At 45.0% G+C, this 12,748-nt stretch carries 12 protein-coding genes; 8 read left to right on the plus strand and 4 right to left on the minus strand.

Translation table 11 applies throughout. The features are described 5' to 3' along the window. The first annotated feature begins 10 nt into the window (after window positions 1-10). Window positions 11-1,363 (plus strand): 6-phospho-alpha-glucosidase, encoded by a 1,353-nt coding sequence (locus UFB30_RS02280; RefSeq protein WP_322420050.1) that lies wholly within the window; start codon window positions 11-13, stop codon window positions 1,361-1,363. 72 nt (window positions 1,364-1,435) lie between these two features. Then, complete coding sequence (locus UFB30_RS02285) at window positions 1,436-2,980, plus strand: PTS transporter subunit EIIC (RefSeq protein ID WP_322420051.1); 1,545 nt, start codon at window positions 1,436-1,438, stop codon at window positions 2,978-2,980. Between the two features lie 155 nt (window positions 2,981-3,135). Here UFB30_RS02285 and UFB30_RS02290 read toward each other — a convergent pair whose 3' ends face one another. Continuing rightward, entirely contained in the window at window positions 3,136-4,470 is a 1,335-nt protein-coding gene (locus UFB30_RS02290; RefSeq protein ID WP_322420052.1) for a hypothetical protein, read from the minus strand. 252 nt (window positions 4,471-4,722) lie between these two features. Here UFB30_RS02290 and UFB30_RS02295 point away from each other — a divergent pair, with 252 nt between their 5' ends. From UFB30_RS02295 to UFB30_RS02305, 3 genes are all read left to right on the plus strand, one after another. After that, window positions 4,723-6,129 (plus strand): PepSY-associated TM helix domain-containing protein, encoded by a 1,407-nt coding sequence (locus UFB30_RS02295; RefSeq protein ID WP_322420053.1) that lies wholly within the window; start codon window positions 4,723-4,725, stop codon window positions 6,127-6,129. Further along, complete coding sequence (locus UFB30_RS02300) at window positions 6,129-6,578, plus strand: FixH family protein (RefSeq protein WP_322420054.1); 450 nt, start codon at window positions 6,129-6,131, stop codon at window positions 6,576-6,578. Before UFB30_RS02295 ends, UFB30_RS02300 begins: the two co-directional genes overlap by 1 nt. 204 nt (window positions 6,579-6,782) lie before the next feature. Then, the gene (locus tag UFB30_RS02305) at window positions 6,783-7,265 is read left to right on the plus strand and encodes an STAS domain-containing protein (RefSeq protein WP_322420055.1); all 483 of its coding nucleotides are present in this window, start codon (window positions 6,783-6,785) and stop codon (window positions 7,263-7,265) included. A gap of 39 nt (window positions 7,266-7,304) precedes the next feature. Here the strand turns inward: UFB30_RS02305 and UFB30_RS02310 are convergent, their stop codons facing one another. The 3 genes from UFB30_RS02310 to zupT form a co-directional block, all read right to left on the minus strand. Beyond that, on the minus strand, window positions 7,305-8,402 hold the full coding sequence (locus UFB30_RS02310; protein ID WP_322420056.1) for an endonuclease: 1,098 nt from the start codon (window positions 8,400-8,402) through the stop codon (window positions 7,305-7,307). Window positions 8,403-8,594: 192 nt separating this feature from the next. Continuing rightward, window positions 8,595-8,837: a hypothetical protein gene (locus tag UFB30_RS02315; protein WP_322420057.1), complete on the minus strand. Its 243-nt coding sequence runs from the start codon at window positions 8,835-8,837 to the stop codon at window positions 8,595-8,597. A 136-nt stretch (window positions 8,838-8,973) separates the two neighbouring features. After that, entirely contained in the window at window positions 8,974-9,828 is an 855-nt protein-coding gene (gene zupT, locus UFB30_RS02320; RefSeq protein WP_322420058.1) for a zinc transporter ZupT, read from the minus strand. Window positions 9,829-10,098: 270 nt separating this feature from the next. Between zupT and UFB30_RS02325 the strand changes: the two genes are divergently transcribed. The 3 genes from UFB30_RS02325 (at window position 10,099) to UFB30_RS02335 (ending at window position 12,713) form a co-directional block, all read left to right on the plus strand. Further along, window positions 10,099-10,446 (plus strand): hypothetical protein, encoded by a 348-nt coding sequence (locus UFB30_RS02325; RefSeq protein WP_322420059.1) that lies wholly within the window; start codon window positions 10,099-10,101, stop codon window positions 10,444-10,446. 66 nt (window positions 10,447-10,512) lie between these two features. Then, window positions 10,513-11,076 (plus strand): NADPH-dependent FMN reductase, encoded by a 564-nt coding sequence (locus tag UFB30_RS02330; protein ID WP_322420060.1) that lies wholly within the window; start codon window positions 10,513-10,515, stop codon window positions 11,074-11,076. 314 nt (window positions 11,077-11,390) lie between these two features. After that, window positions 11,391-12,713 carry a TrkH family potassium uptake protein gene (locus tag UFB30_RS02335; RefSeq protein ID WP_322420537.1) on the plus strand — a complete coding sequence of 441 codons (1,323 nt, stop codon included), beginning with the start codon at window positions 11,391-11,393 and terminating at the stop codon, window positions 12,711-12,713. The last annotated feature ends 35 nt before the right edge of the window (window positions 12,714-12,748 follow it).

The following is a 12,748-nucleotide window of genomic DNA, read 5'->3' on the forward strand; positions in this document are numbered from 1 at the left end:
GCGAAAGAATATGAAGAAGCAAAACCTGGTTGTAGTTGGTGGCGGAAGTACGTACACCATCGGAATGATCATGAGCCTTGTAGCTGAAAAAGAACAATTCCCTTTAAAATCCATTACCTTTTATGATACGAATGCTGAGCGTCAGGAAAAGATCGCAAAGGCAACAGACATTATTTTACGCGAGAAATATCCGGAGCTTGAGCGCTTCAGTTATACAACGGATAAAGAAGAGGCGCTGACAGGAGCGGATTTTGTATTTGTACAGATCAGAACAGGCGGTCTTGCGATGCGTGAAAAGGATGAGCAGATCCCGCTTCGCCATGGTGCAGTCGGTCAGGAAACATGTGGACCGGGCGGAATGGCATACGGTTTGAGATCAATCGGAGACATGATTGAACTGGTGAATGATATCCGCGAGTATGCACCGGAAGCCTGGATTTTAAACTATACAAATCCTGCTGCGATTGTAGCAGAAGCATTGAGAAGAGAGTTCCCTGAGGATAAGAAGCTGCTTAACATCTGTGATATGCCGGCAGCGATTATGGTGAGCTACGCGGGCATTCTCGGTAAGGATGTATTTGATCTTGTACCTGAATACTTCGGTCTGAATCACTTTGGCTGGTTTACAAGTATTCTTGATAAGGATGGAAATGATCACACTGAAACGATTAAGCGTGCAATCACAGAAGACGGATTCATGCCTGAAGATGCAGAGATCGCCAATGATCCTTCATGGATTAAGACCTTCAAGCAGGTTGAAAAGATGCTGAATGATTTCCCTGAATACCTTCCGAATACGTACCTTCAGTATTATCTGTATCCATCAGATATGGTTGAAAAAGAGGACGCTGAAAATACGCGTGCCCGCCAGGTGATCAACGGCCGCGAAAAGCGCGTTCATGCACTTGCTGACCAGATTATTGCAGATGACACGACTGAAAACGCTGAGCTTGAAGTGGATATTCACGGGCGTTATATGATCCGCGTTGCTGCTTCAATGGCTTATAATAACGGCGATATTTTTATCGTAATGGTTGAAAACAACGGTACGATTCCGAATCTGCCGGATGATGCAATGGTAGAAGTCCCTGCCATGATGACCAGCCGTGGACCAAAACCTTTTGCTGTAGGACATATCGATACGTTCTATAAAGGGCTTATTGAAGGACAGCTGGCATATGAAAAGCTGGTTGTTGACGCTTATTTTGAAAACAGCTACGAAAAAGCACTTCAGGCACTCACACTGAACCGTACAGTTGTGGATGCACCGCGTGCCCGCAAAATTCTGGACGATATGATTGATGCAAATAAAGACTTCTGGCCTGAGTTGCACCGCAGTAAACAGCTTGTCACGAATGCCTAATTTAATGCCCGGGGAAACATCCCGGGCTTTCACTGGAAAAATAAGAAAGCGGTTACGTAAGGAGGAACAACTGTGAGTAATGTATTCGGAAGCCTGCAGAAGTTTGGGAAATCATTAATGGTACCTGTCGCGCTTTTACCGGCAGCGGGAATTCTGCTCGGTCTTGGTGCTGCATTAACAGGTCCGCTCGCGGACTCGTTAACATTTTTGCAAAACGATGCTGTCCAGACAGTCGGAGAGGGGATGTCTGCTGTCGGAATCAGTATCTTCAATAACCTTGCTGTCATCTTTGCAATTGGCGTTGCGATTGGATTAACAGGCGGCTCAGGGATTGCCGCACTCGCTGCATTGCTGGGTTATGTCATTATGAATCAGACCATCTCATTTGCGCTCGGCATTACACCTGAAATGGTTGAACAAAGCGGGGAGTACGGCATGGCAGTCGGAATTCCAACGCTTGAGACCGGCGTACTCGGCGGGATTGTCGTCGGACTGCTTGCCGTCTGGGTCTACAGAAAGTTCCATGAATTCAACCCGCCTGAAGTACTCGGATTCTTCGCGGGAGACCGCTCAGTCGGAATTGTCATGGTGTTCGCTTCAATTGTACTGGCATTTCTCATGATGCTGATCTGGCCGCCAATCCAGGGCGGGATCAACGCCGTGGCAAACGTCATCGCAAATGGCGTTACAAATCCTTTATACATCGGGCTTTACGGCTTTCTTGAGAGAGCTCTTATTCCAACAGGTCTTCACCACATCTGGTACGCACCGTTTCTATGGACGTCACTTGGTGGAACAGCTGAAGTGGCAGGAAGCACGGTCTCTGGTGACCAGTATATCTTCCTTGCACAGATTGCAGCCGGCGTTGAAGTAACGGCTGGACGTTTCATGGCAGGGAAATTCCCGATTATCATGTTCGGACTCCTGGGAGCAGCACTCGCCATGTACCGCCGCGCTGATAAAAAGAATCAGCCGGTCGTAAAAGGGATGCTGATCGCAGCAGCCGGAACAGCATTTTTAACAGGAATCACTGAACCGATTGAGTTCACTTTCCTATTTGTCGCACCGCTGCTATTCCTTTTCCACGCAGTGTTAGCCGGCGTATCATTCGCAGTCATGTATATGCTTGATGTCCACCTCGGATGGGCAGGCGGCTCGGGTCTGATTGACTTCATACTCGTCAATGCACTGCCGGGCACTGAAAACTGGTGGGTCAATCTGGTCGCAGGGGCAGTATTCTTTGTGATCTACTACTTCTCATTCTCATTTGCCATTAAAAAGTGGGACCTCGCTACACCAGGCCGCGGTGGTCAGGAAAACAAGCTTTACACGCGAAAAGACTTTAATGAGAAGAAAAAAGGCGGCAAGTCAAATCAATCAAAAGAAACCGCTGTTGCCATCATGGCAGCACTTGGCGGAGAAGAAAATCTGAAGCATGTTGATGCCTGCTTCACACGCCTTCGCGTCGAAGTAAAAGAAATAGATGCCATTGACGAAGACGAATTGAAAGCACTCGGCGCAGCCGGTGTCGTCAAAGTCGGAAAGAATATCCAGGCCATCTTCGGCGGACGGTCGGATCTTTATAAAAATGAAATCAATCGTTTGCTGAGTTCTTGATTCAGGAACGCCACTCTTTTTGGGAGTGGCGTTTTTGTATTTATTACCATATTGATACACTAACCTCCGTCCCGCTGTATCACTTACAAAACCACAAAAAACGCCGGGCATCATCACCCGGCATTTCTGCATCTATATTTATTTTAGGGGGAACATTAATGATCGTGCGCGGTACCTTTTTTAATTGCAATGACTGAGGTTGGTGCTGCATCAAAAGTTTGAATGACTTCTGTTTCTCCGTGTACAGGGTCAACCTGATTAAGTGTCATTGTTGCAGGATCTGTTATATAGACAATTCCTTCAACGAGAGCAAGTGCAGGACCTGGTTTTCCATGACCGTGACCTTCTGAAGGTGCAATCGGGTCGATTACTGCAGTTTCTGATTCAATTTCTCCTGTAGATAAATGAATCATAAATAGTGAACCGTTTTTCCCTATTACATAAGCGTGCTCTTCATCCATTGCCATGCTGCCAACATACTCGGTTCCAAGGTCTATGGTTTCGATTGTACGCTCCTTTAAATCAATCAGAGAGACGTGGGTATTTAAATTGGCATCTTTTTCGCTGCTGTAATTGCCGATCATATAATCTGAGGATGAGAGTCCTTTCAGAGAACCGACACGTGCGCCTTCATCAGGAAGTGCGAGTTCTGTTATGTCATTTTCAGCAGGATGATATAAGAGAACTTGTCCCTCACAGCCAAAAGCAACTGTTTCCGTTTCATCGGATCCGCCGGAAGCCTCTCCGTGAAGACCCGGACAGTTTGAGAAGGTACTTTCTTTTTCACCTTCAGTAGTGTAAATGGCAATCCCTTCAGGAAGTGGCTGCGGGTTTTCTTCAGGTGTGTAAGAAACGATATTACGTCCATCTGAAAGTGGGACTGCTACTCCGTGATGAGGTACAGTCTGAATGGTTGCGACTGGTACCGGGGCTTCCTCAGTCGTTAATGCTGTATCTTCATAAACGTTAATTTCGCCACTTCCGTCATCAAAGATAGCAGTACGGCCAGCGTGATTGACAAAGTGGGTGGGCTGGTCACCTTTTAGTTCGTATGATGAAAGCACAGGGTTTTCTATGTAATCATGCGCATGGTCCCCGTGAGCCTCTGACCATACACCGGAATCCAGCAGTTTTACAACGCCATTCTCACGGTCATTTACAAAAATATGTCGCTGATCCGGTGACAGGCTAAGAGCGGAAACGCTCAGGTCGAGAGTTTCAACAACTTCCTCGTGATCACTGTCCAAAATCCAGATGCCATTTTCATGTCCTACTGCTATACGTGCAGTGGTTTCATTGCCATGCGCATGCTCTTCATGGTCATCTTCATCATGAAGGTCGTGATCCTCCACCTCATGATCATTCTTCTCAGCTACAGTTTCATTGCTGTCAGTACTGTTTGTCTCCTGAGAGGTGTCAGCAGTATTACATGCAGCCAGTAAAAGAACGCCCAGCATAAGTGTCCAGATAAACAATGTGTATTTTGTCAAAAACTCCAGCTCCTTTTATGTAAATAGTAATCATTACGTTTTACATAGTATCTTTTCTTTAAATGTTATGCAAGAGAAAGATTAAAAATACTGCACTTATTTTCAGTCCTATTTCACTCTGACTTCACACGTCACTGCTACAATTTTCAAATGAGTCATGAAAAAGTGATCCATTTAAAAAAATTCTGCGTTAGTTAAGTAACAGGATTGTGAAATGAACGGGGTACGTGTGCCCGGGAAGGAGTGGTGAGGATGGAAGCGTTGAAGATGAGTGAGCGTGAAGTGAGTGAGAAGAAAGAAAAAAAACGTAGTGCTTCATTGTATCAGGCGGTCTGGAGGTGGCATTTTTATGCCGGGTTGATTTTTTCGCCGTTCTTATTAATTTTAGCTTTTAGTGGGGGTGTGTATTTATTTAAGCCGCAGATTGAAAATGTGCTGTATAAGGATCTCTATTTTGTTGAAGAGGGAGGAACTGCGCTTGCTGTGACTGCGCAAACTGCTGGTGTCCTTGAAAGTTATCCGGATGCAAGTGTAACATCGGTCAGTTTTTATGATGATCCTGCCCGTTCAACAGAAGTTGGCATTATACAAAATGGGGAGGCAGCTTCTGTCTATGTGAACCCTTATAATGGTGCCGTGCTGGGTGATATTCAGTCAGGGGAAAGGTTTACTGATATTTTTGTCAGTATTCATAGTGAACTGCTGGTCGGTGGAACGGCAGCTAATCTGCTTGTAGAGCTTGCGGCATGCTGGGCTGTAATTTTACTGATTACGGGTCTATATATCTGGTGGCCGAGAAACAGGTCTGCGATCTGGGGTACTGTGCTGCCAAGGATTCGGAGTAAAGGGAGAACGTTTTGGCGTGATATGCACGCTGTACCTGCGTTTTGGCTTTCTCTTGGTATTTTAATTCTGATCTTAACCGGGCTGCCATGGTCGGGTGTCATGGGGGAGCAGATTAATCGTCTGGCAACTTCCACGAATACGGGCTATCCAGCATTTGCACAGAGCTTTGGTGAAAAGCCTGAATCACAGGTGCTTGCAAAAGATGTGGCGTCTGATGTGCCGTGGGCTTCTGAAAATATGCCTGTGCCGTCATCAGTGGATAATGGATATGTTCCGATCTCAGTTGATGACGCTGTCAATGTTGCATCTCAGCAGAGTATCGCAAAGCCTTATACCATTTCGATGCCACAGGGGGAAACCGGTGTTTATACATTAGCAACTTCTCATTCAAACCCGTCTGATAGTGCTACTCTTCACGTGGATCAGTATACCGGTTCCATTTTAAGTGATGTGCGCTTTGCGGATTATGGCATCATGGCGCAGGGAATTACGCTCGGTATCGCGCTGCATGAAGGGCGACTGTTTGGACTTGCGAATCAGGTTCTTGGACTGATTGTCTGTATCGGCTTAATTTTCGTCATTATCAGCTCATACATCATGTGGAAAAAGCGTAAACCAAAAGGGCGTTCAGGCGCTCCGGCGAAGCCGAAGGATAAAAAAGTAACCCGGATCGTATTCTTCATCATGCTTGGGCTGGGCGTGCTCATGCCGCTTGTGGGCATTTCTATTATTGTGATTTACCTGCTTGACCGCTTTGTCATTCCCCGTATACAACCTTTGCGGAAGCAGCTGTTTGAAGGAGGGGAGCGTTGATGAATAAAAGAATAGGTGCGTTAACACTTGCGGGTGCAATTTTATTGAGCGGCTGTGCGGCAGGGAATCCGGAAGCAAGGCTGTCCGAGCCGCTGGAAACTTTTATTTACTTGCCTGAGGACATATCGGCAGACACACCTGAAACATTTACAGTGCATGTGACTGAAAATGGCGAACTGCTGGAAACTGCGGATGACATCACCTTCGAGGTATGGCAGGAAGCAGCGGAAGAATCTGAATGGATTGAGGCCGAGAGCAGTGAAGCAGGCGTTTATACGGCTGAAGCCACCTTTGAAAAAGAAGGGCTTTACTATATACAGGCACATGTAAGTTCAGACGGTGTATCCTCAATGCCTGTTAAAAGCTTTACAGTTGGAGAGTTGACTGAAGAAGAACAGGCAATTGTAGAGGAAGAGCCTGAGGAGCATGATGAAGGGCATCATCATTAAAATAGAAGTTGCAGGAGGGGCACATCGGGGACGGAGTTGAGTGGTTCATTTTAAAATGGCGCACTGAACTCTGTCCCCCGTGTGCCATTTTTGAAATCATTCCCATAATGATACAGCAACCTCCGTCCCCGCTGTATCATGGGTTACATCACCTCACTTCAGGGGTATATTAAGAGTATCCTGCTGGCGAAGAGAGGGAAAGCCATGTCTGAAACAATTGAAAGCTTAAAGCATGAAATCAATTTACTTAATCAGAAACTGGAACGCTATGAAAAATACATTAAAGAGCTTTCTGCGCCGATTATTCCATCGATCGTACCGCATACGATTCTGGTACCACTGACTGGCAGAATGACTGAAGAAAGACTCACACATATTATGGAGACGATTCTTTACCATTTGCAATATGGAGATGTCGAGAATGTCCTGATTGACTTATCAGGGACGACGATTAATGATGTCGACAAATCAGATTATCAGCTGATGGCTGCTAAAATGAGAGAGCTTATTGGTGCAATTAAGCTCATGGGTGCGCGTACGATTTTTGTGGGCTTTTCCCCGATGTTTGCACGGGAGATTGTTCTCTCTGGCGTGATCACAGACGGCAGAATTCAGTCATTTTCAACTTTCAGAAGTGCATTGCAGCATATTATGAAGGACAAAGGCTTTGAAATGAACCAACGTTAAAAGCAGACCCTTGTGATGGGGTCTGCTTTTTACATAAAATCACCAGATCGCTTCTACATACTCAGGGTGATCAATAAATGGATTGCGATTTCCCTGGTATGCATCAAAAATCACTTCATTCCGATTACGTTCAAACGCATCAACAGGGTCCTGTTCATGCCATTCCTTTAAAGTAGAGAGTTTGCCAAGGTAAGGACCGGCCACATCAACCTGATCAAGCACTTCAAGGTCTACTTCACCGGCGTCCCCCTCATAACGAACGGCCATGTAAAATACCATTCTTGCAATATCGCCTTTTACTTCATCACGCGGCTCCCATGAATCACTGTCATAGAAAGTGTCAGGTGCTTCAGGGTGGATTCTTCCCCCATTGTCAAAGTCGAGATTCTGCCTTGATGAATTTACTGTGACATCAGTTGGTCTCAGTGCATGCAGGTCAGTGCCGGTTCCCATGACCGTACCGAAATCACCTTTAGATTGCGGCCAGACATGCTCGCGGTTCCACTCATCAATCAGACCGCCATTATCATACTTTGAAATGGACTTGCCTGTATATAAAAGAAGAACGTTATTTGAATTGTTCGGATCCTCATCTGTATTACGTAGCGCTTCCCAGGCATTTGCGTAGGAAATCTCCTGATGATCGTCAATAATATTATGTAGTGCCTGCTTTAATGCAACGCCCGTTAAACCTTCCGCGTCAGCATAATAACCAGTTCCCGGTGTACCCGGATCTTCCGCTGCATCCCTGCTGATTGAAGTGACAGATTCAACACCCTCATGTGCAAAATAATCGTCCCGCGTTCCGTCAACTACAATATAATCGCCTAGATTTGAAGGGTTGCTCATCAAACCATACTCACTGCGGTAGCCGGCATCCAGCTTCACAAAAATCATTTCTGACATCTGCGTTTCAGACGGATCATCAGCTAACGCAAGCGCATAATCACTTGTGAAATTTGATTGCTGTACTGTTGAAGTCGATACCGGTACCCCAACAATATAACCGCCAACCGTCACATCAGTCCCATTTGGCTCATTCATCGCCTCATTGACAGACAGCGATGATGCCCCCGACACAACCGGCACCGCCAAAAGCAGCACAAGCGTAACCATTAATAAAACAGCTTTTTTCATCATGACACTCCTCTAAAATAGATTGCCCTTAGGCAACACTATCTTTCGTAAAAGCAGTCACAATCCCTTTAATAAATTTGCTCATTTAGATAAATAAACAAATAAACATGTATTAATGTTTTTAATTGCAAAATTCATAGGAAATGTTGAATGAAAAAGAACCGGTCAATTGCACCGGTTCCTGAGTATGTATTACCACCAGTCCACAAACACAACCGCCAGAATAAATGCGCCTGCCAAAGCAAAATCAGTATAAGCCCCGGTTTTTGTTGCCTCAGACCTTAATCTTTCAAATCCGGTTAATATAAAGATCAAACTGATCGCTAAAATTAAATAATAGATTGGAAATAAAACATGACCTGTAAAAGCCGTGTATAGCGCAATCACACTTGCAGCCACGGCAAGCACCAGCCTGATAACCTTTAAAACAACCATCATGGGTCCCCCGAAAAATATAGTTGGAAAAATCTGATAGATTCAGTGTAGCACAACGCCTTTTCAAGAAACAGGTCAAGAAGTCATTCTTTTACAATGTCGATCAAATAAAAACCCCGGAGGACCGGGGTTTTTATTACATAAGTAAAATTAAACTTGAAGCCATCACAATCATACCGGCAACCATCCCATACATCGCATGGTGCGCCTTGCCATATTCACGCGCTGCAGGAAGGAGACCATCCAGCGAAATGAATACCATGATGCCGCCGACAGCAGCAAATACGAGTCCAAACATTGTATCCGTCAAAAATGGCATTAAGATCAGGAATCCAATTAATGCACCGGCAGGCTCTGCAAGTCCTGATAAGAAAGACAGCTTAAACGCTTTTCGGCGTGAACCCGTTGCATAATAAATTGGCACAGAAACCGCAATCCCCTCAGGTATATTATGCAAGGCAATAGCGATTGCAATCGCAATCCCGACAGCAGGATCATCCAGCGCTGAAATAAAAGTTGCCAGTCCTTCAGGGAAGTTGTGTATCGCAATGGCAAGTGCCATAAACACACCCATTTTTCTCAACCGCAATGCGGCACTTTGACTGAGGGTTGCTTTTTTTGTAGCCTTCGCAGCAACCGTCTCCCCGCCTTCAGGGTCCTGAGCCGACTCAACAAACTTAGATTCATGCGGATTTCCGACAGTAGGAATCAACTTATCAATCAGTCCAATTAACACCATACCCGCAAAAAACGCAATCACCGTAAACAACGTTCCGGTTTGGTCCCCGTGCCCTGCAGTCAGTTCATCCAGCGCTTTAGGAAAAATTTCAATAAACGAAACATAAATCATGACCCCAGCTGAAAAACCAAGTGTGACAGACAGAAAAGCTGTATTCGTCCGCTTTGCAAAAAAAGCAAACATACTTCCCACGCCAGTCGCCAGCCCCGCAAACAATGTTAATAAAAACGCAAATAAAACTGCTCCGTCCATCCTGCATTCTCCTTTAGATTAAAATGATTCTAATGCTACTATATGATAAAAGTTTGTTGAGTGCAACTTTTTTGTGAGTGTGTAATAAAGATTGCTTTGACTAAAAGCGATACGGGGGGACGGAGGTTGCTGTATCAGAATGGAATATTCAGGGGAAGTGATACATGAACCTCCGTCCCCCTGTATCAAAAAGTAAACTGACTATTCAAATAAACTTCTTAAAATGGTATCATTTACCTGTGTAAAAATGATGATTTGATGGGGGATATGATGCAGAAAATTGGAAAGTGGCTTCAGAAAATAGGAGGCGTCATCGCAGGCGCGCTCATTCCGTTACTACCGATGTGGACGGAGGTAAATTTGCAGATAATTATACAATATGAGCTTCTCGCACTGCTGGTCATATTATTAGGGTCAGTCTATGTTAAAGAGCAGGGATGGGAAATCACGGCGCTCCTGATCGGCGCAGTGGGGATGGCGAGTTATGTATATATCAGTAATGAATTCTGGATTTTAATTGCAACGCTAATTTCTGGTGCTGCAGTTGGTGGAATCGCCTATTTAACCAAACCTAAAGAAAACAGCAATTCTGCAGAGGGGCAATTGCATACAGAATGATCTCCAGATATGCATCATCAGGGTCATTCATTTAAAATAAGGAAAAGACCATAAAGGAGTGTTCGTATGCAGGAGTTGCCAGTCATTGTTGCCATGTGCGGCAGTCTCAGAAAAGACTCGCTGAACCGCAAGCTGATGAACGAAATCATCCGCCAGTCTGAAGGAAAGTGGCATGTGAAGGAAGCAGAAATAGGAGAGCTGCCCTTATTCAATGAAGATATTGAAGCGGAAGGGGACCCGGAGTCAGTACGATCTTTCCGCAAAAAGCTGAATGAAGCTGATGGGGTGCTGATCGTCACACCTGAATATAATGCAGGCATACCAGGCGGACTGAAAAACGCACTTGACTGGGCGTCGCGCTCACCGAAAGAATTCTCCATCAAAAATCTGCCGGTCGCTATTGCCGGTGCGTCAAATGGGAATGTGGGAACCGCACTATCACAAATGCAGGTGCGCCAAATTCTCACAAACATGAACGCAAATATCATGACCAACCCGAAAATCATTGCAAGCCGCTACCAGACAAAAATTGTTCCGGAATCCGGCCGCCTGACAGATGAGGGGACAGAAAAGCAGATTGATAAGTTTATTGAGAGTTTTACGAGGTTTGTGGCTGTTTTTGGGAAGTGAAACACTGGGGACGGAGGTAAGTGTATCTATTATGCAGGAATTCCCATAATGATACACAAACCTCCGTCCCCCTGTATCACCATGCACATTCCCAGCCAAAAACCAGTTTTCCAAAACAAAAATCCGGGTATAGAAAAAGCAGTCAACGGTTTGTGAACCATGACAACATCACCTTTATGCTAGTTTGGCTCCCCATTGTCCATTGGGGGGCATTTTTTGTGAAAAAAGAAGAAATATTATCCATTCTCCTCCTATTGACAAAGTGTTCCAACAGGAGTATTTTAGCGTCAATAAGGTGGAATCGAGGCGCTATGATGAAGTTGAAAAGGGTTCAGCTGACACCGCCGCAGTTTCTTATGGCGGGATTTGGAATTACGATTCTGATAGGCACTCTTTTATTGAAGATGCCAGCGTCAACGTATGATGGCATTTCGTGGCTGAATGCCTTATTTACCGCTACATCTGCCACTACTGTAACTGGTCTTGCGGTTGTAGACACCGGAACAGTTTTTACGCTTTTTGGAGAAGCGGTGATTATGATTTTGATTCAGGTTGGCGGGCTTGGATTTATGACTTTCGCTGTGCTGGTTATTCTTTTTTTAAGAAAGAAGATTACGCTGAAAGAGAGATTGCTGATTCAGGAAGCGCTCAGTCAGACGTCAATCGGAGGCGTAGTCCGGCTTGTATTATCTCTATTCATTTTTTCACTTGTGATCGAACTGATTGGAATGGTCCTGCTTGCGACGGTATGGGTGCCGGAGTACGGCTGGACGGAAGGGCTTCATGTCAGTTTATTTCATTCAGTTTCTGCATTTAATAACGCCGGTTTTTCATTATGGTCGGATAATATGATGGGATACGTTGGTGATCCGGTTATTAATCTGGTAATTACCGGTTTATTTATACTGGGAGGGATTGGCTTTACGGTTTTGGTAGATGTCTATCATAAGCCGCAGTTTAAAAAGCTGACATTGCATTCGAAGCTGATGATTGTCGGTACACTGGTCATTAATACGGTTGCGTTGTTATTTATCTTTTTCTCGGAATACAGTAACCCCGGTACAATTGGTGATATGTCATTGATTGATAAGCTCTGGGCTTCATATTTTCAGGGTGTCACAACAAGGACTGCCGGCTTTAACTCAATTGATATTGGAAGTATGGAAGAATCGTCTGTTTTATTCATGATGGCACTGATGTTCATCGGTGCTGGAAGTGGTTCAACCGGGAGTGGAATTAAGCTGACGACTGCGATTATTATTATGCTGACGTTTATTACGTATCTGCAGAATAAAAGTGAGGTTGCGGTGTTTGGACGCACGATTAAGAATAATATTGTGATGAGAGCTTTTGCGATCACCTTTGCGGGCTTTATCACAGTTTTTATCTGTCTGCTTGGACTGACGCTGACTGATCCGCAATTGCCATTTTTGGAAGTCGCATTTGAAGTGTTTTCGGCTTTTGGTACGGTTGGGCTTTCAATGGGGCTCACAGCTGATTTGAGTGTGCCAGGTAAGTTGATCATTATCATACTGATGTTTTTGGGAAGGGTGGGGCCGATCACGCTTGCATTTTCATTAGCTGCGATTAAGCCGGATAAGGTCCGTTATGCAAAAGAAGACGTTTATACAGGTTAAAAGCACAAGAGACTGAACCCGGTCCCTTGTGCTTT

The organism is Jeotgalibacillus haloalkalitolerans (genome assembly GCF_034427455.1).
GTDB lineage: Bacteria > Bacillota > Bacilli > Bacillales > Jeotgalibacillaceae > Jeotgalibacillus > Jeotgalibacillus haloalkalitolerans.

Bases quoted from the DNA above. Each gene is read 5' to 3' on its own strand.
- UFB30_RS02305 (WP_322420055.1), top strand. From the start codon at position 6,783: ATGTCTGAAACAATTGAAAGCTTAAAGCATGAAATCAATTTACTTAAT.
- UFB30_RS02310 (WP_322420056.1), bottom strand. From the start codon at position 8,402: ATGAAAAAAGCTGTTTTATTAATGGTTACGCTTGTGCTGCTTTTGGCG.
- UFB30_RS02335 (WP_322420537.1), top strand. From the start codon at position 11,391: ATGAAGTTGAAAAGGGTTCAGCTGACACCGCCGCAGTTTCTTATGGCG.
- UFB30_RS02300 (WP_322420054.1), top strand. From the start codon at position 6,129: ATGAATAAAAGAATAGGTGCGTTAACACTTGCGGGTGCAATTTTATTG.
- UFB30_RS02295 (WP_322420053.1), top strand. From the start codon at position 4,723: ATGGAAGCGTTGAAGATGAGTGAGCGTGAAGTGAGTGAGAAGAAAGAA.
- UFB30_RS02315 (WP_322420057.1), bottom strand. From the start codon at position 8,837: ATGGTTGTTTTAAAGGTTATCAGGCTGGTGCTTGCCGTGGCTGCAAGT.
- UFB30_RS02280 (WP_322420050.1), top strand. From the start codon at position 11: ATGAAGAAGCAAAACCTGGTTGTAGTTGGTGGCGGAAGTACGTACACC.
- UFB30_RS02330 (WP_322420060.1), top strand. From the start codon at position 10,513: ATGCAGGAGTTGCCAGTCATTGTTGCCATGTGCGGCAGTCTCAGAAAA.
- zupT (WP_322420058.1), bottom strand. From the start codon at position 9,828: ATGGACGGAGCAGTTTTATTTGCGTTTTTATTAACATTGTTTGCGGGG.
- UFB30_RS02325 (WP_322420059.1), top strand. From the start codon at position 10,099: ATGCAGAAAATTGGAAAGTGGCTTCAGAAAATAGGAGGCGTCATCGCA.